This is a genomic window from Pseudomonas oryzihabitans (genome assembly GCF_006384975.1).
Classification (GTDB): Bacteria; Pseudomonadota; Gammaproteobacteria; order Pseudomonadales; family Pseudomonadaceae; genus Chryseomonas; species Chryseomonas psychrotolerans_B.
In genome coordinates this window covers 420,269-443,905 of sequence record NZ_CP021645.1, presented here as the reverse complement: position 1 = coordinate 443,905, position 23,637 = coordinate 420,269, and the positions used below count along the sequence as shown (strand labels likewise).

The following is a 23,637-nucleotide window of genomic DNA, read 5'->3' as shown; positions in this document are numbered from 1 at the left end:
GATGCCTCTCTAGGACGGATTGCGGGTCAGCGGACGACCCAGGCGCCGCTCGAGGTAGCGGCTGAGCCAGCTGAGCAGCGAGCAGATGACGAAGTAGACGAGCAGCACCGTGCCGTAGACGGTGAAGGCCGGACTGGCGCCGGTCATCATGGTGGTGCGCTCGATCAGGGTCTGGCCGGTCTTGAGGAATTCGCCCACCCCAACCAGGGCGCCCAGGGAGGTGGCCTGGACCAGCAGGGTGAGCAGTCCGGTATAGGCCGGCAGGATGGCCTTGAGCGACTGGGGCCCGACGATGTGCAGGTAGATGCGCCAGCGCGGCAGGCCCAGCGCCCAGGCGCTCTTCCACTGGTGCCGGGGCACTGCCTGCAAGCCGCCGCGGACGATCTCGATGCCGTTGGCGCTGCCCCAGAGGGTCAGGCCGGTGGTGACCGCGGCGAAGGGCGACAGGTCCAGCCCCAGCAGCGGGGCGCCGAAGAAGATGAAGAAGACGTTGACGATCAGCGGGATGGAACGGAACAACTCGACGTAGCCGTGGATCAGCCAACCCAGCCAGCGCTGCGGCAAGGTGGCCAGCACTCCGAATACCGCCGAGACCAGGGTGGTGAAGAGCAGCACCACCAGCGCCAACTGCAGGGTCATCAGCAGGCCCTTGACCACGAAATTCCAGTTTTCCAGAAAGAAGCTCATGCTCGCCTCACTGCCGAAAGGGTCGTTGCAGGTGGGCGGACAGGCGCTGCGTAGCCAGGGCCAGCACCGCCACCAGCCCCAGGTAGAGCACGCAGATGGCGCTGAACATCTCCAGGGCGCGAAAATCCGTGGCGATGCGATCCACCGCGACGAAGGTCAGCTCGGCCAGGCCGATGGCCTGCAGGTAGGAAGAGTTCTTCAGCAGCGAGATGGCGGTGTTGAGCACCGCCGGCAAGGCGGTGCGCACGGCGATGGGCAAGGCGATCAGGCAGAAGAATTGCCAGGGCTTGAGATTGAGCGCCAGGCTCGCCTCGCGCATGCCCCGCTCCACCGTCGCCAGGCCGCCGCGCAGATTCTCGATCTGGTAGGCACCCGCCCACAGCGACAGGCAGACCACCCCGGACCAGAACAGCGACAGCCCCAGGCCCACCGCCGGCAGGCCGTAGAAGATGAAGAACAGTTGCACCAGGATCGGCGTGTTGCGGATCACCTCGACATAGACGGCGGCGAGTTGCGCCAGCAACGGCACGCGAAACAGCCGAACCGCCCCACCGACCACGCCGATGACCAGCGACAGTGCTATCGCCAGCAGCGAGACCCTGAGCGTCATCAGCAGGCCGTCGAGCAGCGCCGGCCACTGGGCCCAAAGATAGTCCAGATCGAAGTCCATCGCCGCGCTCCTAGTGGCGTTCCGCAGGCCGCGGCTGTTCGAAGACGCTCAGGTAGTAGCTGCGGATGTTCTCCGGGACCAGGCGCTCCACCCAGGGACGGAACAGGTGCTCCTCGTGCATGCGCGCCACGGCGGCGCTGAGGTAGTCACGCCACTCGGCCTCGTTCTTGCGCACCCCGATGGCGGCGTCGGAAATCTGGAAGGGCTCGCCCACCAGGCGGACGCTGTCGTCGTGGGCGGTCACCACCACCAGGGTGGCGGCGTCGTGGGTATAGGCATCGACCCGGCCCTGGCGAAAGGTCTGCAGGGCATCGGCGGCGCTGTTCATGCGCAGGGTCTTGATCTCCGGCTCGTGGTCTTCGAACCACTTGGCCTGTACCGAGCCCTTGAGGGTGGCCAGGGTCTTGCCACGCAGGGCGGCGATGGAATCTATGCCGCTGTCCTTGCGCACCAGCACATCGCTCGCGCCCCAGCGATAGGGAGTGGTAAAGTCGATCACCCGCTGCCGCTCCGGCGTCACCCCGAGGGTGGCGATCAGCATGTCCACCTTGCGGCCGAGCAGTTGCGGCACCCGGTTCTCGGCGGTGACGCAGGTGAAGCTCACCTTGTCCCGGGAGCCCAATGCCCACTCGGCGATCTGCCGGGACATCTCCACCTCCACGCCGGCGAAATCGCCGTTGCTGTCCTGGTAGCCATAGGGTGGCTGATCGCAACGCACCCCGGCGCGCAACGTACCGGCTTCGGTGAGGGCGGGCGGTACGGGGGGCAAGGCTGCAGCCTGCACCAGGCTGGCCAGACCCAGCGCCAGGACGGCACCGGTAAACGCGCGATACGACATGTTGCCTCCTAGAAGAGCGGTGACAGCCGCGGGGCCGGTGGCCGGCGGCAGGGCTACGAGGGCAGATCGAAGGGTGCAGCGGGGGGTCGTCTGTGGCTGGCGTTCATTGCGCCTTGGGTCTTTTGTAAGACTTATGGCGCCATGCTGGCAAATGCCAATACGCTAGGCAGCCATACGGATCTGATATGGGGTGAGCGGATGAACATGAAGCAGGTGGAAGCCTTTCGCGCGACGATGCTGTCTGGCTCCATGACCGCAGCCGCCGAGGCCCTACATACCTCGCAACCCAACATCAGCCGACTCATCGGCCAATTGGAACGCAGCTGCGGTTTCCGGTTGTTCGAGCGCATCGCCGGACGCCTGCTGCCCACCGAGGAAGGCACGGCGCTGTTCCGCGACGTGGAGCGCGCCTTCGTCGGCCTGGGCAGCCTACAGGCCTCGGCCCGCGCCATCGCCCAGGGCGGCACCGGACGGCTGCGCCTCGCCGCGGTGCCTTCGTTGTCGCTCACCTTGCTGCCGCGGGTGGTACAACGCTTTCGCGAGCGGCACCCGCAGGTGGCCATCACCATCCACACCAGCGATTCCCCCACGGTGGCGCACTGGGCGGCCTCCCAGTTCTGCGACCTGGGCCTGGCCTCCTATGTGGGTGAGCAGCTACCGGGCGTGGCGGCGGAGTTGCTCAGCGACGTGCCCGGAGTCTGCGTCTTCCCGCGCGGACATCGTCTGAGCCAACTCAGCGAGGTGACACCGGCCGACCTGGCCGGCGAGGAATTCATCTCGCTGGTGCCGGGCGACAGCACCCGCACGCGCATCGACCGCCATTTCCAGGAACCGGTCGAACGCCGTCGACTGAATCTGGAGACACCCTATGCCGCCACCATCTGCGCCATGGTCGGCCTCGGTTTGGGCGTCAGCATCGTCAGTCCCCTGGTGGCGCTGGACTACCTGCACGCCGGCCTGGAAATGCGCCCCTTCCAGCCGGCGATCCGCTTCACCAGCTATCTGCTGCTGGCCGATCACCGCCCAGCCGGCACCCTCACCCTGGCCTTTGCCGCGGAGATCCGCGCCACCCTGCAGGAAGCCGTGCGGCAATGGCAATGACCGGAACTCCCGGCACCGCTCCCACCTCGAATCCATATCCACCCCTAGCCACTGCGCAGGGTTCGTTAGCGTGATAACCGAGGTGTCTCGATGAATGTCAAAGAGCTGAATCAGCAGGTCAAGGCCGGCGCGGTACAGGAAGTCAACCTGGTCTCCATGGAGGGTGGCTCCTACGTCATCCATGCGCTGGTGGAGGGCACCTCGGTTCCGGTCGCCGACGACAAGGGCGCGACCCTGCATGTGGCCTCGGTGGAAGAAGCGCGCCGCATCCTCGACGACGTCAAGGACGTCCGCCTGTTCATCGCCCAGCCGGCGGTCTATGAGGAGATGGTGGGCCAGCCCGAGACCCAGACCGATTCCCGCGAGGAAATCCCGCTGCGGTCCAAGGTGGAAAATCGCTGATCCGCTGAATATTTCCGGGCTGCCGCTCCCACTGCAACTAGACCCTATCAAGCGGTGATTGCCAAGAACCAAACGATGCTGAATTGTTATAATATAACAATTCAGCATCGTTTGAGGATCATCGTATGTCAGACGCTATTCCCGCCCCGGCGCCCGCCCGCTCCAATGAAGAGATCGCCTGCCTGGCCGGCGCCAAGGCTGCCCTACATACCTGGGCCGCGACCGTCGCCACCCGTGATGTGGAGGCCATCCTCGCTCTCTATGCGCCGGATGCCATCCTGGTGCCGACCCTGTCCAACGAAGTGCGGGATTGCCAAGACAGCCGCCGCGAATACTTCCGCAACTTCCTCGCCAACGAAGGCCTGGTGTGCGACGTGCAGATCTTCAAGAAAAGGGTCAGCAGCAAGCTCAGTACCGTGGTGGTCGGTGGTCTCTATGTCTTCCATTACCACGAGGGCGACGCCGTCGTCAGCGTCCCCGCCCGCTTTCTCTTCACCTTCGAGCAGATCGACGGTCGCTGGCTGATCACCGGCCACCACTCCTCCCGAGAGGCCTGAGCTAGAGCGGTTGCATTTTGTAAAGATGCAGTCCTTGCCGAATGTGCGTCAGTTCTAAATCCTGTCTGGGTGACCCGGGCCCCTCTGACGGCTTAAGCCGCCATGTCGAGTCATAGTCTTGAAACTTGACTAAGGAGGGGCTCATGAACGCCCTGCATGCATTTTTCTTCGCCGACTTCCTCGGCACCGCCACCTGGATGTGGCTCACCTTCTTCGCCGTCGTCATCGCCCTGCTGGCCTTCGACCTGGGTGTGCTCCACAAGGAGAACAAACCCATCGAGGTGAAGGAGAGCCTGCTGCTCTCCGCTGGCTACATCAGTGCGGGGCTGCTGTTCGCCCTCTTCGTCTGGCAGCTCAAGGGCGCCGACGCCAGTCTCGACTACGTCACCGGCTTTCTCATCGAGAAGTCGCTGTCCATGGACAACGTCTTCCTGATGGCGGTGATTTTCGGCTTCTTCGCCATCCCCCGCGAATACCAGCACCGGGTGCTGTTCTGGGGCATCCTCGGGGTGATCGTGCTGCGCGCCATCATGATCGGCCTGGGCGCGGCACTCATCCACCAGTTCGACTGGATCCTCTATATCTTCGGCGCCTTCCTGGTGATCACCGGGGTCAAGATGCTGTTCGCCAAGGTGGATGAAGAGCCCAACCTCGACGACAACGTCTTCATCAAATTCCTGCGCAAGAAACTGCGCGTCACCGACGAGATGCACAACGAGCATTTCTTCGTGCGCAAGCCCGATGCCAGTGGCAAGACGGTGCTCTGGGTGACGCCGATGTTCCTCGCGCTGATCGTGATCGAGTGCGCCGACCTGGTGTTCGCCGTGGACAGCGTGCCGGCCATCTTCGCCATCACCCAGGACCCGTTCATCGTCTACACCTCGAACGTCTTCGCCATCCTCGGCCTACGCGCCCTGTACTTCGCCCTGGCCGCGATGATCCATCGCTTCGCCTACCTCAAGTACGCCCTGGCGCTGGTCCTGGTGTTCATAGGCTGCAAGATCTTCCTAGTGGGCATCATCGGCAAGATCCCGCCGGCGATTTCCCTGAGCGTGACCCTGGGCCTGCTGGCCGGTGGCGTGCTGGTGTCGCTGTACAAGACCCGTGGCGAGGCCAAGAACGCCTCTGCGGGTCATGCCGCGCACGACTCGCTGAAGAAACCTTCGTGAGCAAAGGGAGAAGATCATGATGTTCAAGACCACCCTCGGCCTCGCCAGCATCCTCCTGCTCCTCGGTCTCGGCGGCTGTGACAGCGCCGAGAAAGCCGCGGACAGCTTCGCCACCAAGGTGGAACAGGCCGCCCGGGAACAGGCCCGGGAAACCCTGGGCGGCACCCTCGACGAACTCAACAAGAAGGTCGACGAAGCCCAGAAGCAGGGCCGCGCCTGGTTGGATCAGCATGGGCCGAAGCAGGAGAAGGAAGAAGCGCCACCGGGCAGGGTCGGCAAGTCGGTGGAGGGAGTGGAGACTTGAAGACTCTATCGCCCTGATCAGGGTTACGACCGCGATGGCGCTTGGGTTGGGCTAAGACGGCTTCATCGGCGAAGCCCAACAAGGGTGCTCAATGTTGGGCAATGTTGGGCTTCGCTGCGCTCAACCCAACCTACGGTGTCGTCGGGTAGGTTGGGTTGAGACGGCTCCACCGTCGAAGCCCAACAAGGGTGTTCGATCTTGGACGAGGTTGGGCTTCGCTACGCTCGACCCAACCTACGACGGACCCTGGAGGGTCAATACACCGCCACAATTTCCTGGCGATGTACCTTGCCCTCTACCTTGACCTCGACCTCATCACCCTCGTCCCGGCCCAGCAGGGCCTGACCAAGCGGTGCCCGCGGCGAGATCACCAAGACCTCCTGCTCTTCGAACCTCACCCGGAGGCCTGCGCCATCCGGCCCGAGGAACAGCCAGCGACTACCCGTTGGCGTGGCCAATTCGATGAGGGCGCCGACGCGGATGCCGTCGTCCATCGCGACTGGCGTCAACGCCCGGTAGGCCGCCAGGGCCAGCTCGATCTCGTGCAAGCGGCGGCGCTGGCCGTCGGCCAGATAGGCGGCTTCCAGGCCACGGGTATCGTATTTGTTCTCGGCCTTGCTTTCGCTGTGGGTGGCCGCCTCGTGGCTGGCCGCCAGTTGCTGGCGAAGCACGTCGCGGTCCTGTTCCAGGGCCTGAAGGATGAGGGTGAGCAGTCGTGCTTTGTCCATGAAGCCATCGCCGGGGCAAAGGGTGCGAGCCTAAGGCTAAACTCTTCGCCCCGCCAGCCTGGGCGAAGCGTCCGTCCGCTGGCCAGAACCCGTGCGCGAGCCACCGGTCAGTAGAAGGCAAGATGTAACAGGATCAAACAGATGCGCACCCGTACCGGACTCACCCTGCTCGCCCGTAGCGGCTACGCCGCCCGTGGCCTCGTCTACCTGATCATCGGGGTGCTCGCCCTGCTCGCCGCCCGGGGCTCCGGTCAGCCGGCGGACAGCCACGACAGCTTGGAAGCCCTGCTCACCCAACCCTTCGGCCATTTCCTGGTCGGCCTGGTGGTGGTGGGCCTGGTGGCCTTCGCCGCCTGGCGCATCCTGCAGGCGCTACGCGACGTCGACGACCACGGTCGCAAGCCCAAGGGCCTGGTGATTCGCGCCGGCCTGCTGGTGGGCGGTATCACCTATGGCGCCCTCGCCTTCTTCGCCCTCGGCCTGCTGGTCAGCGGCCTGCGCCAGAGCGGCGGCTCGGGCGGCAACACCAACGACTTCCTGCAACTGCTGCTCAGCTGGCGCTATTCCAACCTGCTGGTGTACGTCGCCGCGCTCATCCCCCTGGGCGTGGGCCTGGCGCATTTCGTGAAGGGCTGGAAAGCCAGCTTCGAGCGTTATCTCGAAGCCAGTCCCGAACAGCTTCGCCTGATTCGCCCCATTGGCCGTTTCGGTCTGGTCGCCCGTGGCGTGGCCTTCGTCGAGATCGCCGTGTTGCTGATGATCAGTGGCTCGCGCTACCAGGCGCTGCATCCCCCAGGCATGAAGGATGCGCTGAACGGCCTGCAGAACCTGCCCTTCGGCACCCTCATCCTGTCGGTGGTCGGCCTCGGCCTGATCGCCTTCGCCCTCTACAGCTTCGCCGAAGCCTACTGGCGGCGCATCGAGATGGACCTGCCGGACGTCGGCGGGTCGCTACGCCAGGTGCTGCCGCGCTAGACCAGCGTCAGCCGTTGGCGCATGGCCTGCCAATGGCTCCCCTCCCAGAACACCTTGTCGCACTGGGGGCAGTAGAGAAAATGCCGATGACGCTCCCGCACGCGCGGTGGTACCCGCTCGCTGAACTGCGCAAGATCTACTGCCTGAAGCCCCGAATTGCAGGCCAGGCAACGGGAAAACGGCGCCGCCCAGGCCCGCAAGGCCAGGCGTTCATAGAGTTCGCGCAGTTGCGCCTCGGGCTGCAAGGCATGGACGTAACAGCCCAGGAGTACATTGCGCCGCTTGAGTAGCTCCCGGTCCCGGGTGAGCAGGATGCGTTCTTCGCGATTGGCCAGTTCGGCCAGGGCGGGATCGGCGTAGGCGTTGTCGTAGAGAGTGTCGAAACCGGCCATGCGCAGCCGCCGCGCCAGGGCGCCCAGATGAGCATCGGCGACGAAGCGCGGACGCCCTGCCGGCTGCTGCCCACCCTGGATTTCCCCCTCAGCCGCCCGGGCTGGATGCACGACTACCTGGTCGCCATCAGCCAGGCGTTGCCTGAGCGCGGCGCTCTGGTCATTGATCAGCAGCAGCCCCACTTCGGTATGGGGCACGCCGAGCGCCTCGATCTGATGCTTGGCGCTCGCCACCGCCGCGCACTCGACCCAGATCGCCCGGCCGCGATGGGCCGGGGCCAGGAAGCGTTCGAGGGCACCATGGAAGCGAAAACTGGCCTGGGTCATGGCCTCACTATGCCAGGGGTCGTCCCAGGTCGGCGCCGCTTCCGATGGATGACCCTGGTCAGGCCTCCACCTGGCTCCACTGCTTGTTCAGGCGCTTGTCCGAGACCGGCATCCGCGTACCCAGCTGCTGGGCCCAGAGCGAAACCCGGTATTCCTCCAGCATCCAGCGATAGAGTTCCAGGTTGGCGTCGCGCTTGCCCTCCTGGCCATGCTTGGCGGCGCGGGCGCGGTACTGTTCCCAGAGCCCCGCCAGTTCGCCGCTCCAGACGCGGTCACGCTGCACCTGGCCGCCGAGCTTGTCGAAGCGTTGCTCGATGGCCTTGAGGTAACGCGGATACTCCTTGAGCCACTCCAGCGGCGTAGCTCGGACGAAGCCCGGATAGACCAGGCTGGCCAGCTGCGCCTTGATGTCGTTCAGGGCCACCGCCTGGGCCAGGTCGATGCGGCCCTTGAACTTCTTCTGCAGGCCATGCCAGAGCTTGAGGATCTCCAGGGTCAACCGCGCCAGGCGCTCGGCCTGCTCGGTCCAACCAGCCTTGCGCCGCTCGGCCAGGGAAGCCAGGCCAGCGCCATCCCGCGGCAGCTCGGCTTCATCGGCGAGGATGGCGGCGTCCAGGCTGGCCAGCAGGATATCTTCCACCAGGGCTTCAGGTCGGCCCAGCTCGCGGTGCAGCAGGCCCAACTCGGTGAGGCCGGGCAGCTTGCCGCGCAGGAACTTGGCTTGCTCCGCCAGTTGCTGCAACAACAACCGTTGCAGCGCCCGCCGGTGCTGGTAGGCCGCCTCGGCCTGGGTGGCGAAGCGCCCCTCGCGTACCGTGCCCTGCTCGTCCACCAACGCCGGATAGACCGTCATCGACAGCCCTGCCACCTGCTGCTGGGTCTTGGCCGCCACCTCGGCGAAGGCCTTGGCCTCCACCGGGCGCTGCTCCTGGCGTTTCTGCGTCGGCAGGGCCAGCGCCGCCTGGCTTTCCTCGGCGAAACGCGCCGTCACCTCGGCCAGATCGCGGCCCTCGCCCAGGGGCTTGCCCTGGGCATCCACGACTTCCAGATTCATGCGCAGGTGGCGGTCGAGACCCGCCTCGGCTTCCGGCCAGGCCTCGTCCGGGATGCGCGCGCCGGTCATGCGTTGTAGCTCGCGCCCCAGAGCCTCGTGCAGCGAGCCCTCGCCGAAGGGGATCTTGTCCAACGCCGCGCGGACGAAATCCGGCACCGGCACGAAGTTCTTGCGTAGCGCCTTGGGCAGGTTGCGTACCAGGGCCACGCAGCGGTCATAGAGCAGGCCCGGCACCAGCCAGTCCAGCCGCTGCGGCGGCAGCTGCGGCAACAAGGGCGCCGGCACGCGCAGGGTGACGCCATCGCGCGGATGGGTCGGGTCGAATTCGTAGGACAGCGGTAGCGTCAGCTCGCCCAGGCGCAGGGTATCCGGATACTGGGCGGCGGTGACCTCGCTGGCCTCACGGGCGAGGACGTCTTCCTCGCGCATGATCAGCAGATCCGGCTGCTTGGCGCTTTCGCGGCGGTACCAGCTGTCGAAGGTGGCGGTCTGGTAGACGTCCGCCGGCAAGCGCGCGGCGTAGTAGTCGAACAGCGTTTCCTCGTCGGCGAGGATGTCGCGCCGACGCGCCTTGGCCTCCAGCTCGTCCAGCCGCTCCAACAGAGCGCGATTGGCCGCCAGGCACTTGGCGCGGCTGTTAATCTCGCCGCGCACCAGGCCCTCGCGGATGAACAACTCGCGGGCGGCGGGCGGATCGATGGGGCCGAAGTGCACCGGGCGCCGCCCGACGATGATCAGGCCATAGAGGCTGATCTGTTCGAAGGCCACCACCTGACCACGCCTCTTCTCCCAGTGGGGTTCCAGATGGGTCTTCTTGACCAGGTGCCCGGCCACCGGCTCGATCCAGTCAGGCTCGATCTTGGCGACCATGCGGGCGAACAGCTTGGTGGTCTCCACCAGTTCGGCCGCCATGATCCAGTTGGGCTTCTTGCGGCCGATGACGCTGCTGGGATGGATCCAGAAGCGCCGCTGGCGGGCACCGAGGTAGTCGCCGTCTTCGCTCTTCTGGCCGATCTGGCTGAGCAGGCCAGCCAGAATCGCCTTGTGCAGGGCCGCATAGCCACGGGCACGCAGCGCCGCCTCGCTGGCCTCGGCCTGTTGCTGGGCCTTGGCGTTGACTCTCTTGTCGGTGGTGAGCACCGGCTTGTCGCTGGCGACCGCAGGTGCCGGCTGTTCGGCCTCGGCCTTGCGCGTCTTGAGTCCGAGCTCGCGACACAGCAGGGTCAGTTGGCGGTGGGCGTCGCGCCACTCACGCAGCCGCAGATAGTTGAGGAAGTTCTTGCGACACCAGCTGCGCAGGGCATTGGAACCCAGCGCCTGGCGCTGCTCTTCGAAGCCGTGCCAGAGATTGACCAGGGCGGCGAAGTCCGAATCCGGGTCCTTCCATTGGGCGTGGGCCTGGTCAGCCTGGGTCTGGCGATCCGCCGGACGCTCGCGCGGGTCCTGCACCGAGAGGGCACTGGTGACGATCAGCACCTCGGCCAGGCTACCCTGCTCCGTGGCTTCCAGCAGCATGCGCCCGAGGCGCGGATCGATGGGCAGCCGCGCCAGTTGGCGACCCAGCGGCAGTAGCCGACCCTCGACGTCCACCGCCGAGAGCTCCTGCAACAGGGTGAAGCCGTCCTTGATTGCCTTGCCATCCGGCGGTTCGATGAAGGGGAAATCCTCGATCCGGCCGAGGCGCAGATGCAGCATCTGCAGGATCACCGCCGCCAGGTTGGTGCGCAGGATTTCCGGATCGGTGAAGGTCGGGCGGCCGAGGAAGTCTTCTTCGCTGTACAGGCGGATGCAGATGCCCGGCTCGACCCGGCCACAGCGGCCCTTGCGCTGGTTGGCGCTGGCCTGGGAGATGGCTTCGATGGGCAGCCGCTGGACCTTGGCTCTATAGCTGTAGCGACTGATGCGCGCCGTGCCGCTGTCGATCACGTAGCGGATGCCCGGTACGGTCAGCGAGGTCTCGGCGACGTTGGTGGCCAGCACGATCTTGCGCCCGGGGCGCGGCTGGAAGATCTTCTGCTGCTCGGCCGGGGTCAGCCGCGCATAGAGCGGCAACACCTCGGTGAATTTCAGCTGGGCCTTGCGCAGCACCTCGGCGCAATCGCGGATCTCGCGCTCGCCGGGCAGGAACACCAGCACATCGCCCGGACGCTGGCCGACGCTGCGCTCGTGGGCCGCGATCTCGTCCAGCGCCTGGAGAATGCCCTGGTCCACCGAGAGGTCGTCCACCAGGCGCTCGCCGTCTTCATCCACCTCCGAACTGAGGGGGCGGTACCAGGTCTCCACCGGATAGGTACGGCCGGACACCTCGACGATGGGCGCGCCATCGAAGTGCTTGGAGAAGCGCTCCAGGTCGATGGTCGCCGAGGTGATGATCAGCTTGAGATCGGGCCGGCGCGGCAGCAGGGTCTTGAGGAAGCCCAGCAGGAAATCGATGTTGAGACTGCGCTCGTGGGCCTCGTCGACGATGATCGTGTCGTAGCGTTCGAGGAAGCGGTCGTGCTGGGTCTCGGCCAGCAGGATGCCGTCGGTCATCAGTTTGATCAGGCTGGCGTCGGTGCTCTGGTCCTCGAAGCGCACCTGGTAGCCCACCAACTCGCCCAGCGGCGACGCCAGCTCCTCGGCCACCCGGGCCGCCACGCTGCGCGCCGCCAGTCGCCGCGGCTGGGTGTGGCCGATCAGGCCGTGCACACCTCTGCCCAATTCCAGACAGATCTTGGGCAGCTGGGTGGTCTTGCCCGAGCCGGTCTCACCGGCGATCACCACCACCTGGTGCCCGGCGATGGCCCGCTTGATCTCCTCGCGCTTGGCGGCGATGGGCAGGGCGTCGTCGTAGCGGATGGTCGGCACGCTGGCACGCCGCGCCTCGACCTTGGCGCAAGAGGCCTGGAAGCGCTCCAGCCACTGGGCTTCGCGATCCGGATCGGGTTGCTTCTGCAAGGCCTGGAGCTGGCGTCTCAGGCGATGGCGGTCGGCGTTGAAGGCCTGATCCAGGTTGGCGGCAAGACGGGCAACGGAGGGGGTATCGGTCATGAAACTCTTTCGACGGCGGTCGCTTGGACCGGTAAGTGTAAAAGAGTTGGGGGGTGTGGCGGGGCTTTACAAGAAGATGGCGGGGAAAAGAAGCGAGGTAAGAGGCCCTGCGCGACGGACGTCGCGCAGGGCCTGACAGGGATCAGCGCTTGGCTTGGGCGCTGGCCATGTTCAGTTTTGCTGGCGGCGTGCGCAGGGCCATGTCCAGGGACTGCAGTGCCTTCCAGGCGTCCTGCTGCAGATCGGCCGGATCGGCGTGATCGAACTTGATCTTTTCGGCAGCGGCGGGCAGCGGCGGACGGTTGCCATAGATCAGCGCATAGAACACCGAGGCGGCCAGGTAGGTGCCGGTGAAGGACGGATGGCTGCCATCGGGCAGGAACAGGCCGGGTTGCGGCTGCTCGGCCAGCGCCTTCTGCCAGGCCTGGCCCACCGGCGCCAGCAGCGCACCGGTTTCCTTGGCCAGGGGGGTGTAGACGCTGTCCAGCTGCGCCTGCATGGTCGGATTGTTCTGCCGCGCCCAGGTCAGGTAAAGGATCGGCTGGGCACCGTCCTTGCGGGCGAGATCGGCGATGAGGCGCACGTACTGGCGGGTGAGGTCCGGATTCTTCACCGGCATCATGCTGTGATCCTGGATCACCACGTAGTCGTAGTTGGCTTTGGCCAACTCGTCCTGCACATCGTGGCGCTTCCAATGTTCCTCAAGGCTGGCACCGTTGAACGTGATGTGCTTGACGTCCAGCGGGCGCGCCTGGCCGGCATCGACGGACATTTGACGAACCATCGCCGGAAGATCGTTGACGAAGGTATAGCTGTTGCCCACGAACAGGACGCGGATGGGCTCACCGGCCCAGGCCTGGCCGAGCGCGCTGGAGCCCAGCAGCAGGAGACCCAGCAAGGCCTGGCGTACGCGAATTCGCATGGTGTGTCCTCAGGAAGAGAGGTCGGATAGATGACGGCACAATGCCGCCTGCGGTTTATACCCGAACCTCTTGCGAAAACCATGCTCGCGCCCCTGCCGTAGCGCTACCAGTCGACGAGAGGTAGCGATACCGGGTGCCGGCTGATGCCTGGTTACGCCTTCTTGAGCTCCGCGTCACGCAGTTCACGACGCAGGATCTTGCCGACGTTGGTCGTGGGCAGGCTGTCGCGGAATTCCACCAGCTTGGGCCGCTTGTAGCCGGTGACGTGGTCGTGCATGTGCTTGAGCACCTGCTCGGTGGTCAAGGAAGCACCAGGTTTGGGCACCACGAACACCTTGATCTTCTCGCCCGCCACCTCGTCCGGCAGACCGATGGCCGCGCACTGCAGCACCCCGGGCAGTTGGGAGAGTACCTCTTCCAGCTCGTTGGGATAGACGTTGAAGCCGGACACCAGAATCATGTCTTTCTTGCGGTCGACGATGCGCAGGTAGCCATCCGGCTCGATCACGGCGATGTCACCGGTGCGCAGCCACCCTTCCGCATCCAACACCTCGGCGGTGGCCTCGGGTCTCAGCCAATAGCCCTTCATGACCTGCGGGCCCTTGACGCACAGCTCGCCGGGTGTGTCGAACCCCAGCGCCACGCCGTCGGCGTCCACCACCTTGCAGTCGGTACCCGGCACCGGCATTCCGATGGTACCCAGGCGCCGACGCTCCAGGGGATTGAAGCTCACCACCGGGCTGGTCTCGGTCATGCCGTAGCCTTCGCAGATACCGCAGCCGGTGACCTCTTCCCAACGCTGAGCCACGGATTGCTGCAGGGCCATACCGCCGGAGAAGGTCACCCGCAGCCCCGAGAAATCCAGCTGGCGGAAGTCTTCGTTGTTGCACAGTGCGGCGAACAGGGTGTTGAGCCCGACGAAGCCGTTGAAGCGCCACTGCTTGAGTTCCTTGACCAATGCCGGCAGATCGCGCGGATTGGTGATCAGGACGTTGTGATGGCCTTGGATCAGCATGGCCATGCAGTGAATGGTGAAGGCGTAGATGTGATAGAGCGGCAGCGGCGCGACCATCACCTGGGCGTCCGCGCCCAGGTACTTGGTCATCAGCATCTGGCATTGCAGCATGTTGGCCACCAGGTTGCGGTGGGTCAGCATGGCGCCCTTGGCGATGCCGGTGGTACCGCCGGTGTATTGCAGGACGGCCACGTCCTCGCTGGCCGGATCGGCGTCGACGAAGTCGACGTGTTCGCCCTTGGTCATGGCATCGACGAAGCGGATGGCCTGGGGAATGCGGTACGGCGGCACCATCTTCTTGACGTGGCGCACCACGGCGTTGACCAGTAGCCGCTTGAAGGTCGGCAGCAGATCGCCGACTTCGGTGATGATGACGTGACGGATGTCGGTCTGCGGCAGCACCTGCTCGGCCAGGTGCGCCATGTTGGCCAGGCAGACTAGCGCCCGGGCGCCGGAATCCTTGAACTGATGCTGCATCTCGCGCGCCGTGTACAGCGGATTGGTGTTCACGACCACCAGCCCGGCGCGCATGGCGCCAAAGACCACCACGGGGTACTGCAGCACGTTGGGCATCTGCACGGCGATGCGATCACCGGGTTGCAGGTCGGTGTGCTTCTGCAGGTAGGCGGCGAACTGACCGGACAGCTCGTAGAGTTCGCGGTAACTCAATGTACGGCCCAGATTGCTGAAGGCCGGCCGGTCGGCGTAGGTCTGGCAGGCCTCGCGAAACACCGCCAGGACGTTGCGATAGCGTCCCGGATCTATGTCTGTCTGGATGCCCTCGGGATATTTGTCACTCCAGAAATTCGGCATCATGCAGCCCGCTCCTGCTCTTGGTTATTGTTCGTGGGAGAGTGCCGTATCGTGCTGGATCGGCCCTGCGAGCCTAGCAGTTTTGCCTGGGACGCAACAGCATCAATATCCGCCCTAAACGTCACTTAATGACTGATCAGTCGATAATAGTCATGCTGTTTCAGGGTTTTTCCAGCCCCCATTAGCCTCGGGCCGCGTGCCTGGGTAGAATGCCCCGCTTCGCGGCCCCTGCCGCCTTCTCAATGCTGCTGGAGCGCGTCATGAGTTTGACCGAAAACATTCCTTATGAAGCCCTCGAGATCGGCCAGAAGGTCACGGTGAACCGCACCATCGAACAGCGCGACATCCTGCTGTTCGCGGCCCTGTCCGGTGACTGCAACCCCCTGCACCTGGACCCCGAGTTCGCGGCCAAGACGCTGTTCCGCGAGCCCATTGCCCACGGCATGCTCAGCGGTGCCCTGATCAGCGCCGCGGTGGCCTGCAACCTGCCGGGACCTGGGACGCTCTATGTCGACCAGACCATGACCTTTGAGAAGCCGGTCAAGCTGGGCGATACCCTCACCGTGGAAATCGAGGTGCTGGAGAAGCTGCCGAAATTCCGCGTGAACCTGGCGACCCGCGTCTTCAACCAGCACGGTGACAAGGTGGTGGACGGCGTCGCCAAGGTGGTAGCACCGCGTAAGCAGGTGCAGGTGCAGCAGGTCGAACTGCCCCCGGTCACCGTCGGCTAATACCCCTCTACCCGCCTCAACTCAGATCGGCAAGGCCCCGTTGCAGCGGGGCTTGCAGGCTGAAGTCGCTGAACGCCACCTCCATGCCGCCGCGCTCCGGCGTGCCGCACGCCGGGCCCACTCGATACTCGGCTGCCGGCGGCAGGCTGGCCAGCCGTAGCAGCGGCCAGCGCTGGCCATCCAGGGAGGCCTGTACGCGCACGCTGCCCTGGGTCAGGGTCACCCGTAGCCAGACCTCTTCCTGCTCTCCCAGCGGTGCGCCCAGCGCCAAATCCGAGCGCCCCTGGGTCAGGACGCTGAGCAACTGCGGAGTATCGTCGAAGTAGCCGATGCCGGCGCGCAGCCAGAGCTGTTCGTCGATGCGCACCATGAGCCCGGCGTAATCGCCCTGGTTCTTGCAGCGCGCCGCTACCCTTAGTTGCGCCGTGAAGCCGCTGGTAACCCGGGCGCCGAAGAAATGGCCGCTATGGCGTTCGGCGCCGTCGTGGGTCAGGTTCCAGAAGTCGCTGTGCCGATCGGTGATGACTCTCAACCGATCGGCCTCGGCCAGCCAGGTCTCGGGCTCGTTGATCCAGTGGCAGATGTCGAACATGGCGCTCTCCTCGCAGACTGGCGCTTGGAGTCCGGCGCACCCCGCAAGTTCGTCTCGCCGTTGCCGGAAAGCGCCTGCTCCGGGATGACTCAATAGCCTGCCTTGAGAATGGCCGCGGCGATCTGACCGAGACCGATCTCCTGCTCCACCGCGCCGAGCTTCATGGCTTCCTTGGGCATGCCATAGACCACGCAGCTGTCCTCGTCCTGGCCGAGGGTGCGGCCACCCACATCGCGCAATTCCTTCAGCCCGCGGGCACCGTCGTCGCCCATGCCGGTCATGATGATGCCGAGGGCGTTGCTGCCCGCCGCGCGGGCCACCGAGCGGAACAGTACGTCCACCGAGGGCCGATGTCGGCTGACCGGCGGACCGTCGACGACGTCCACCTGGTACTGGGCACCACTGCGCTTGACCAGCATGTGGCGACCGCCCGGCGCGATGAGTACCCGTCCGGGCAGGACGCGGTCACCATGACGGGCTTCACGCACCTCCAACTCGCAGAGCCGATCCAGGCGCTCGGCGAAGGCGGCGGTGAAGCGCTCGGGCATGTGCTGGACCACCACGATGCCCGGACAGACCCGCGGCAGCATGGTGAGGACGGCTTCCAATGCCTGGGTGCCGCCCGTGGAGGTACCCAGGGCGACGATTCGCTCGGTGGTGCGCGCCATGGCACCGCCGCTCCCGGCGGGCAGGATGGCATCGGCACTCAGCTTGGGCGGCGGGACGACGGGTGCGGCGCGCGGCGCCAGACGCTTGAGATTGGCGCGTGCCGCCGCCTTGACCGCGCTGGTCAGGTCATCCGAGGCGTCCTTGAGGAACTGCTTGAGGTTGGCCTGGGGCTTGGTGACGATGCTGACGGCACCGGCGGCCATGGCCTGCAGCGTCGTCGCGGCGCCCTTCTCGGTCAGGGTCGAACAGATCACCACCGGCGTGGGGCGTTCGGCCATGATCTTCTTGAGGAAGGTGATGCCATCCATGCGCGGCATTTCCACGTCCAGTACCAGCACGTCCGGCCATTGCTTGCGCATCTTCTCTTGCGCGAACACCGGATCGGCGGCGACGCCCATGACCTCGATGGCGGGGTCCTCGGCGAGACTTTGGGCGAGGACCTGACGCACCACCGCGGAGTCGTCGACGATAAGGACCTTGATCTTGTTCATGGAGTACGTCTCGTGAGCGGCGGAGTCTGGGTGACCTCCACCTGTTGTATGAGTACCCGGCCATCGGCGAGATCCAGGGACAGTTTGCGATGACCGTCGCCCCTGACATGGGTACGAATGGAGCGTAGCCCTACGCGGGCGAGCTGGGCCAAGGCGGTATCGACGTTGACGTCACCGATGTTCTTGACCCGCCCGCGCAGGATCTGCGGAAACATGTTGCCGCCGCCATAGAGGTGTACCTGGTAGCCCGGCAGATCGCCGCCATGGCGGGCGATGGCACCCAGCATCAGCTCCAGCGCTTCGTCGACATAGTGACCGTCGAGCGGGGCGCCCGGCGCGGGGCGCTGCCGCGATGGCAGCAAGGCGTGGGTCATGCCACCCAGGCGCTGCCCCGGATGCCAAAAGACAAAGGATACGCAGGAGCCGAGGATGGTACGGATAAGCCGATCACCCTGACCGAAGTACCAGTCGCCAGGACGCAGGAAGACCTCCGGCAGGGTGGGCATCGTTAGAACGGTCGCTGATAGATGGAAGGATTGATCATCTTCAGCGTATCGGTCACGCCGTTCAAGCTCTCCGAATGGCTGATGAAGAAGTAGCCACCGGGCCGCAAATGGCGGACCAGACGCTCCACCACCTGGCGCTTGGTCGGCAGGTCGAAGTAGATCATCACGTTACGCAGGAAGATGATGTCGAAGGTCCCCACTTCGGGCAGGGTGTTGTTCAGATTGATCTGCCGAAAGGAAATCCGCGCGGCCAATTTGGGATCGACCAGGAAGGTGCCCTCGTTTTCGCCCACGCCCTTGAAACAGTAGCGCCGCAGCAAGGCGGGCGGAATGCTCTCGGCCTCCGTCAGCGGATACTGACCCTGGCGTGCCTTGGCCAGTACCCGGGTGCTGAGATCGGACGCGACGATTTCCCAGGGCCGCTCACCAAGGCCTTCGGCCAGGGTCATCGCCAGGGTATAGGGTTCTTCGCCCGAAGAGCAGGCACCACTCCAGAGCCGCAGCGGCTGCCGCCGGTCCCAGTTCGGTAGCACCTTGTCGCGCAGGAAATCGAAGTGCTTGGGCTCGCGGAAGAAATAGGTCTCGTTGGTGGTCAGCAGATCCACCGCCATCTGGCATTCCGCCTGATCGCGCTGGATCAACTGGAAGTAGGCCTCGTAGCTGGGGGTTCCGCGCTGCCGCACGCGCTTGGCGAGTCGGCCGCTCACCAAGGGACGCTTGGCATCGGACATACTGATGCCAGCGACCTTGAAGATGAAACTGCGAAATTGGCGGAATTCGCTGTCGGTCAGCGCGGGAAGCTCCATTACATCCCCACTCAAGCAGCCGAGAGATCGGCGAGTTGGGCGAGGTCGTCCTCACCCAGTACGCGATCCATGTCGAGCAGGATGACGAAGCCCTGGCCCTGCTTGGCCATGCCCAGGATGAAGTCGGTGCGAACCGAAGCGCCGAAACGCGGCGCCGGCTCGATGGTGTCCGCAGCGATTTCCAGGACTTCACATACGGCATCGACGACGACGCCGAAGACCTGGGCGCCCTCGCCCACCTGGGTCTCCAGCACCACGATGCAGCTGCGGCGGGATGTCTCGGTCAACTGATTGCGAAATCTCATGCCGAGGTCCATCACCGGCACGGCGGCGCCGCGCAGGTTGATGACGCCGAGCAGCGTCGGCGGCAGCATGGGGACCGCCGTGACCGCGCCATACTCGATGATTTCCCGGACGCAGCCGGTGTTCACACCGTAGAGGTCGCCCGCCAGTTGGAAGGTCAGGAATTGCCGGGACAGCTCCGTACTACTCATCACACCTGCTCCTCGAAGCGAGCGAAGCCATCCGGCACGACATCCCGCCCACGGCGGTAGGAAGGTACGCTTGCCCGCGCCGAGGCGTGCTCGACCGGCGCCGTGCCCGCCTTCCTGGACACCGTACGCGAAATGCCCTGACTGGGCGCGCCACTGCCGTTCACGGTGAAGTATTCCATCAGTTGCTGGAGTTGTTCGGCCTGGCCGCTCATCTCTTCGGAGGTGGCCGCCAGTTCCTCGGACGCCGAGGCGTTCTGCTGGGTGATCTGGCTCAGCTGCATCATGGCGCTGTTGATCTGCTCGACCCCGGCGGTCTGCTCCTCGGAAGCCGCGGTGATCTCCTGGACCAGATCCGAGGTCTTGTTGATGGAGGGCACCATCTCGTCCAGCAGCGAGCCGGCGCGTTCGGCCAGGGCGACACTGCTCTTGGCCACGGTGCCGATCTCCTGGGCCGCGACCTGGCTGCGTTCGGCCAGCTTGCGTACCTCGGCGGCCACCACGGCGAAGCCCTTGCCGTGCTCACCGGCACGGGCGGCTTCGATGGCGGCGTTGAGCGCCAGCAGGTTGGTCTGGTAGGCGATGTCGTCGACGATGCCGATCTTGTCAGCGATGGTCTTCATCGCTACCAGGGTCTCACGCACCGCCTGACCGCCTTCCACCGCTTCCCGGGCGGCCTTGCCGGCCATGCCGTCGGTGACCTTGGCGTTCTCGGTGTTCTGCGCGATGGAGGCCGACATCTCTTCGATGCTGGCACTGGTTTCCTCGACGGAAGCCGCCTGCTCGGTACTGGCCTGGCTCATGCTCTGGGCGGTAGCGGAAACTTCTTCCGAAGCGCTGGCCAGGCCATCGGCAGAGCTGCGTACGTCGGTGATGATCTGGGCCAGGGTGGTGGTCATGACGCGCACCGAGGCCAGCATGCTGGTGGTATCACCCTCGCGGGTCACCACCTCGACGGTCAGGTCGCCCTTGGCGACGCGCTGCACCACCTCGGCGGCATAGGCCGGCTCGCCGCCCAGTTGCCGGATCAGGCTGCGCGCGATGAGATAGCCCAGCAGGACGGAGACCAACAGTGCAACGGCACCGATGACCGTCATCAGGTTACGCGCATCCGTATAGGCAGCATTCGCATTCTCGCCCGCCTCGACCATGCGCTGTGCCTGATGCTCATTGAAGGCACTGGCGGCGTCCACCAACTCGTTGTTGTTCGGAGCGAAGACATTGAGCAGATAATCGCGCGCCTGATTACGATCCGCCTCCACAAGGCGGAAGTATTCAGTGTACTTGTCCTGCAATCGCTGGCGGCTTTCCAGCACGGCATTGAGTTTGCGCTTGCCTTCGTCGCTGCGCACCTTCTTGCCCAGGTCGATCAGAATATCGTTGTTCTCACTACGAATCCGCGCGATATCGCTGCGGGTCTTGGCCAACGCATCGGCATTGTCCAGTAACAACAGGTTGCGCAGCAGCCGACCGGAATCCAGGGTGTTGCGGGTCAGCGTATTGGCCTGGACCGTAATCGGGAAGTAACGCTGCGACATGGTGTCGGCAGCCTCCTTCATCTTTTCCATGTTCAGGAGCGCTACGCCGATGGTCAGCATGAGCATCAAAATGGCGACACCGAAGCCGATCGCCAACTTGGTCGAGACGCGAAGATTATTGAGCATGTCGGGTGCGCCTCCGGCGCGGTTGTTACTTCTTTTTTTGGCGTTTCCATACGGGATCGCCGCTGACACTGCGTTGCGAATCGCTATGCGCTTGCTTGGGCCAAACTGGCCAGTTCGCCGACGTCTAGTACACGGGCGACATCGAGTACCACGATGAAACCTTCGCCGGACTTGACCATGCCGGCGATGAAATGCGGTGCCAGGCGACTGCCGAAGGCCGGCGCCGGACGGATCTGCGCCGGCTCGATCTCCAACACCTCGCTCACCGCATCCACCACGACGCCCAGCACCTGGGTGTCTTCGGCATCGAACACCTCGAGGATGACGATGCAGGTCCGCGGACCGACCCGGGTCGGCGTCCCGCCAAAGCGCGCCTCCAGATCGATCACGGGCACCACGGCGCCGCGTAGGTTGATCACTCCACGGATGCAGGCCGGCATCAGCGGCACCTGGGTCAACTGGCCGAATTCGATGATTTCGCGGACGGCCAGGGTATCCACCGCATAGGTCTCGCCATCCACCATGAAGGTCAGGTGCTGGTGGCCAAGGGATTCCTGGAAGGCGTCGGTAAGGGTCAGGGCGGTCATAAATTGCTCACTCCGGGAAACGGACGTAACCGTCCGGAAAATTGCCTACGCTCAGTTGGCCGGTCCGCCCAAACGACTGCGGTACACGCCCCGTGGCGGGTCTAACCTGCTCTAAAGCGCGGTCCAGATGCTGAACGGCCCGAGCTTCGGCATTGTTGAAGAAGCCCATCAGCCGCTGCAGCTGCTCGGCCTGGCCGCTCATTTCTTCCGCGGTGGCCGCGAGTTGCTCGGAGGCAGAGGCGTTCTGCTGAGTGATCTGGTTGAGTTGCGTCATGGCGCTATTGATCTGATTGACCCCACTACTCTGTTCTTCGGACGCAGCGGCGATTTCCTGCACTAGATCGGAGGTTTTAGTGATGGACGGTACTATTTCGTCGAGCAATGACCCGGCTCGCTCGGCCAGGGCCACGCTGCTCTTGGCCACGGAGCCGATTTCCTGGGCCGCGACCTGGCAGCGCTCGGCCAGCTTGCGCACCTCGGCGGCCACCACGGCGAAGCCCTTGCCGTGCTCGCCGGCCCGGGCGGCTTCGATGGCGGCGTTGAGCGCCAGCAGGTTGGTCTGGTAGGCGATATCATCGACGATGCTGATCTTTTCGGCGATGGTCTTCATCGCCACCAGGGTCTCGCCCACGGCCTGACCGCCCTCGTCCGCTTCGCGGGCGGCCTTGCCGGCCATGCCGTCGGTGACCTTGGCGTTCTCGGTGTTCTGGGCGATGGAGGCCGACATCTGCTCGACGCTGGCACTGGTCTCCTCGACCGAGGCCGCCTGCTCGGTACTGGCCTGGCTCATGCTCTGGGCGGTGGCGGAGATTTCCTCCGAGGCGCTGGCCAGAGCATCAGCCGCTTCCCGTACGTCACCGATGATCTGGCTCAGCTTGTCGACCGTGTCATTGATGGAGGTTTTCAGCTCCAGCAACTGGCCGTGATAGTCGCCCTTTACCTTGAGACTGAGATCGCCCTGGGATAAACCCGCCATGACGCCCATGGCTTCGCTCAGTGGTGCCACGATGGCATCCAGGGTGCCGTTGATGCCGGCGACGATGCGGCGGAAGTCGCCCTGATGGGCATTGGCATCGGCACGCGTATCCAGGCGCCCGGCCATGGCAGCCTCGCTCAACTGTTGAGCGTCGTCGATCAGCCGCTGGATGTTGCCGCGCACCTGCTCGATGTTGTCGTTGATGAAGGCTTTCTTGCCGGGGAAGCGCTCCAGCGGCGCGGACAGGTCGCCCTCGCCGAACGCCTTGATGCAGGCCATGGCCTTTTTCTTCACCGAGATGTGGCCGGCCACCATGGCATTGATGCCATGGGCGATCTCCTGGTAGGAGCCTTGGAAGCGCGCGGCATCGATGAAGACGTCGATGTCCCCGGCGTCGTGCTCCTGGGACATGTGCTGCATTTCGCTCATCAGCCCCTGGATATTGCTGCGCAGCCGTTCGATGTTGTCGTTGATGAAGGCTTTCTTGCCGGGGAAACGCTCCAGCGGCGCGGACAGGTCGCCTGCGCCAAAGGCCTCGATACAGGCCATGGCCTTTTTCTTGACCGAGATATGGCCAGCCACCATGGCATTGATGCCCGTGGCGATACCCCGATAGGAGCCTTGGAAGCGCGCCGCGTCGATGAAGACGTCGATGTCCCCGGCGTCGTGCTCCTGGGACATGCGCTGCATCTCGTCGATCAGCGCCTGGATGTTGCCGCGCAAGAGCTCGATGCTGTCGTTGATGAAGGCCTTCTTGCCGGGCAGGCGCTCCAGCGGCGCGGACAGGTCGCCCTCGCCGATGGCCTTGATGCAGGCCATGGCCTTTTTCTTGACCGCGATATGGCTCGCCACCAGGGCATTGATGCCGGCAGCCTGTTCGCGAAAGAGTCCCTGGAAGCGATCGGCATCGATAGTGACCTCGATGTCGCCGGCATCGTGCTCGCGGGACATCCGCTGCAGCTCTTTGGACAGCGTCAGTACCGTGCTGCGCAGCCGCTCGACCGTTTCGCCGAGGGTTGCCATGCCGCTCGGCAAGGTTTCCAGCGGATGGTCGAAGTCACCCCGGCTGAAGGCATGCAGGCAAGCCCTGACCTTGTCCTGATCGGCCAGGCTCTGGTCTAGGATGTCGCGCATGCCGC

At 64.8% G+C, this 23,637-nt stretch carries 22 protein-coding genes and 2 pseudogenes; 7 read left to right on the top strand and 17 right to left on the bottom strand.

The features are described from left to right. Positions 1-9: 9 nt before the first annotated feature. The 3 genes from CCZ28_RS01960 to CCZ28_RS01950 are packed head-to-tail and all read right to left on the bottom strand — an operon-like array spanning position 10 to position 2,195. Positions 10-687, bottom strand: coding sequence for an amino acid ABC transporter permease (locus tag CCZ28_RS01960; RefSeq protein WP_140215459.1), 678 nt, complete (start codon positions 685-687; stop codon positions 10-12). A 7-nt stretch (positions 688-694) separates the two neighbouring features. Beyond that, positions 695-1,357 (bottom strand): amino acid ABC transporter permease, encoded by a 663-nt coding sequence (locus tag CCZ28_RS01955; RefSeq protein ID WP_140215457.1) that lies wholly within the window; start codon positions 1,355-1,357, stop codon positions 695-697. Between the two features lie 10 nt (positions 1,358-1,367). Continuing rightward, positions 1,368-2,195 (bottom strand): transporter substrate-binding domain-containing protein, encoded by an 828-nt coding sequence (locus tag CCZ28_RS01950; RefSeq protein ID WP_058765008.1) that lies wholly within the window; start codon positions 2,193-2,195, stop codon positions 1,368-1,370. Between the two features lie 198 nt (positions 2,196-2,393). Here CCZ28_RS01950 and CCZ28_RS01945 point away from each other — a divergent pair, with 198 nt between their 5' ends. From CCZ28_RS01945 to CCZ28_RS01925, 5 genes are all read left to right on the top strand, one after another. Then, positions 2,394-3,296: a LysR substrate-binding domain-containing protein gene (locus tag CCZ28_RS01945; protein ID WP_140215455.1), complete on the top strand. Its 903-nt coding sequence runs from the start codon at positions 2,394-2,396 to the stop codon at positions 3,294-3,296. Between the two features lie 90 nt (positions 3,297-3,386). Continuing rightward, the gene (locus tag CCZ28_RS01940) at positions 3,387-3,698 is read left to right on the top strand and encodes a DUF6482 family protein (protein ID WP_140215453.1); all 312 of its coding nucleotides are present in this window, start codon (positions 3,387-3,389) and stop codon (positions 3,696-3,698) included. 125 nt (positions 3,699-3,823) lie between these two features. Then, positions 3,824-4,255 carry a DUF4440 domain-containing protein gene (locus tag CCZ28_RS01935; protein ID WP_140215451.1) on the top strand — a complete coding sequence of 144 codons (432 nt, stop codon included), beginning with the start codon at positions 3,824-3,826 and terminating at the stop codon, positions 4,253-4,255. A gap of 143 nt (positions 4,256-4,398) precedes the next feature. Next, on the top strand, positions 4,399-5,424 hold the full coding sequence (locus CCZ28_RS01930) for a TerC family protein (RefSeq protein WP_140215450.1): 1,026 nt from the start codon (positions 4,399-4,401) through the stop codon (positions 5,422-5,424). 16 nt (positions 5,425-5,440) lie between these two features. Next, positions 5,441-5,728 (top strand): hypothetical protein, encoded by a 288-nt coding sequence (locus CCZ28_RS01925; protein WP_140215448.1) that lies wholly within the window; start codon positions 5,441-5,443, stop codon positions 5,726-5,728. Between the two features lie 254 nt (positions 5,729-5,982). On the opposite strand, the gene CCZ28_RS01920 is transcribed toward CCZ28_RS01925, so the two are convergent. Then, on the bottom strand, positions 5,983-6,456 hold the full coding sequence (locus tag CCZ28_RS01920) for a GreA/GreB family elongation factor (protein ID WP_140215446.1): 474 nt from the start codon (positions 6,454-6,456) through the stop codon (positions 5,983-5,985). Between the two features lie 141 nt (positions 6,457-6,597). Between CCZ28_RS01920 and CCZ28_RS01915 the strand changes: the two genes are divergently transcribed. Further along, positions 6,598-7,431, top strand: coding sequence for a DUF1206 domain-containing protein (locus CCZ28_RS01915; RefSeq protein WP_140215445.1), 834 nt, complete (start codon positions 6,598-6,600; stop codon positions 7,429-7,431). Here the strand turns inward: CCZ28_RS01915 and CCZ28_RS01910 are convergent. The 4 genes from CCZ28_RS01910 to CCZ28_RS01895 form a co-directional block, all read right to left on the bottom strand. Continuing rightward, complete coding sequence (locus CCZ28_RS01910) at positions 7,428-8,150, bottom strand: Mut7-C RNAse domain-containing protein (RefSeq protein WP_140215443.1); 723 nt, start codon at positions 8,148-8,150, stop codon at positions 7,428-7,430. The two genes, CCZ28_RS01915 and CCZ28_RS01910, sit on opposite strands and share 4 nt — an antisense overlap. Before the next feature lie 58 nt (positions 8,151-8,208). Then, entirely contained in the window at positions 8,209-12,234 is a 4,026-nt protein-coding gene (gene hrpA / locus CCZ28_RS01905) for an ATP-dependent RNA helicase HrpA (RefSeq protein ID WP_140215441.1), read from the bottom strand. Positions 12,235-12,376: 142 nt separating this feature from the next. Next, the gene (locus tag CCZ28_RS01900) at positions 12,377-13,156 is read right to left on the bottom strand and encodes an SGNH/GDSL hydrolase family protein (RefSeq protein WP_140215439.1); all 780 of its coding nucleotides are present in this window, start codon (positions 13,154-13,156) and stop codon (positions 12,377-12,379) included. Between the two features lie 152 nt (positions 13,157-13,308). Further along, positions 13,309-14,988 (bottom strand): long-chain fatty acid--CoA ligase, encoded by a 1,680-nt coding sequence (locus CCZ28_RS01895; protein WP_140215437.1) that lies wholly within the window; start codon positions 14,986-14,988, stop codon positions 13,309-13,311. Between the two features lie 257 nt (positions 14,989-15,245). Here CCZ28_RS01895 and CCZ28_RS01890 point away from each other — a divergent pair, with 257 nt between their 5' ends. Next, entirely contained in the window at positions 15,246-15,716 is a 471-nt protein-coding gene (locus tag CCZ28_RS01890; RefSeq protein ID WP_140215436.1) for a MaoC family dehydratase, read from the top strand. A gap of 16 nt (positions 15,717-15,732) precedes the next feature. Here the strand turns inward: CCZ28_RS01890 and CCZ28_RS01885 are convergent, their stop codons facing one another. The 9 genes and pseudogenes from CCZ28_RS01885 to CCZ28_RS24975 all read right to left on the bottom strand — a co-directional run. Further along, positions 15,733-16,308, bottom strand: coding sequence for a DUF1349 domain-containing protein (locus CCZ28_RS01885; RefSeq protein ID WP_140215434.1), 576 nt, complete (start codon positions 16,306-16,308; stop codon positions 15,733-15,735). Positions 16,309-16,397: 89 nt separating this feature from the next. Further along, positions 16,398-17,468 (bottom strand): protein-glutamate methylesterase/protein-glutamine glutaminase, encoded by a 1,071-nt coding sequence (locus CCZ28_RS01880; RefSeq protein ID WP_140215432.1) that lies wholly within the window; start codon positions 17,466-17,468, stop codon positions 16,398-16,400. After that, positions 17,465-17,974 carry a chemotaxis protein CheD gene (locus CCZ28_RS01875; RefSeq protein WP_140215431.1) on the bottom strand — a complete coding sequence of 170 codons (510 nt, stop codon included), beginning with the start codon at positions 17,972-17,974 and terminating at the stop codon, positions 17,465-17,467. The genes CCZ28_RS01880 and CCZ28_RS01875 overlap by 4 nt, the downstream gene beginning before the upstream one ends. A 2-nt stretch (positions 17,975-17,976) precedes the next feature. Continuing rightward, positions 17,977-18,780, bottom strand: a complete 804-nt coding sequence (locus CCZ28_RS01870) for a CheR family methyltransferase (RefSeq protein ID WP_140215429.1) — start codon at positions 18,778-18,780, stop codon at positions 17,977-17,979. 11 nt (positions 18,781-18,791) lie between these two features. Further along, positions 18,792-19,274 (bottom strand): chemotaxis protein CheW, encoded by a 483-nt coding sequence (locus tag CCZ28_RS01865; protein WP_140215427.1) that lies wholly within the window; start codon positions 19,272-19,274, stop codon positions 18,792-18,794. Further along, positions 19,274-20,935 carry a methyl-accepting chemotaxis protein gene (locus tag CCZ28_RS01860; protein ID WP_140215425.1) on the bottom strand — a complete coding sequence of 554 codons (1,662 nt, stop codon included), beginning with the start codon at positions 20,933-20,935 and terminating at the stop codon, positions 19,274-19,276. Before CCZ28_RS01860 ends, CCZ28_RS01865 begins: the two co-directional genes overlap by 1 nt. Positions 20,936-21,018: 83 nt before the next feature. Next, positions 21,019-21,522: a chemotaxis protein CheW gene (locus CCZ28_RS01855; RefSeq protein WP_140215423.1), complete on the bottom strand. Its 504-nt coding sequence runs from the start codon at positions 21,520-21,522 to the stop codon at positions 21,019-21,021. A 156-nt stretch (positions 21,523-21,678) separates the two neighbouring features. Continuing rightward, positions 21,679-22,396 (bottom strand): annotated as a pseudogene (locus tag CCZ28_RS24980) (methyl-accepting chemotaxis protein); the annotation flags it as partial. Between the two features lie 57 nt (positions 22,397-22,453). Beyond that, positions 22,454-23,632, bottom strand: a pseudogene (locus tag CCZ28_RS24975) (methyl-accepting chemotaxis protein); the annotation flags it as partial. Positions 23,633-23,637 lie beyond the last annotated feature (5 nt).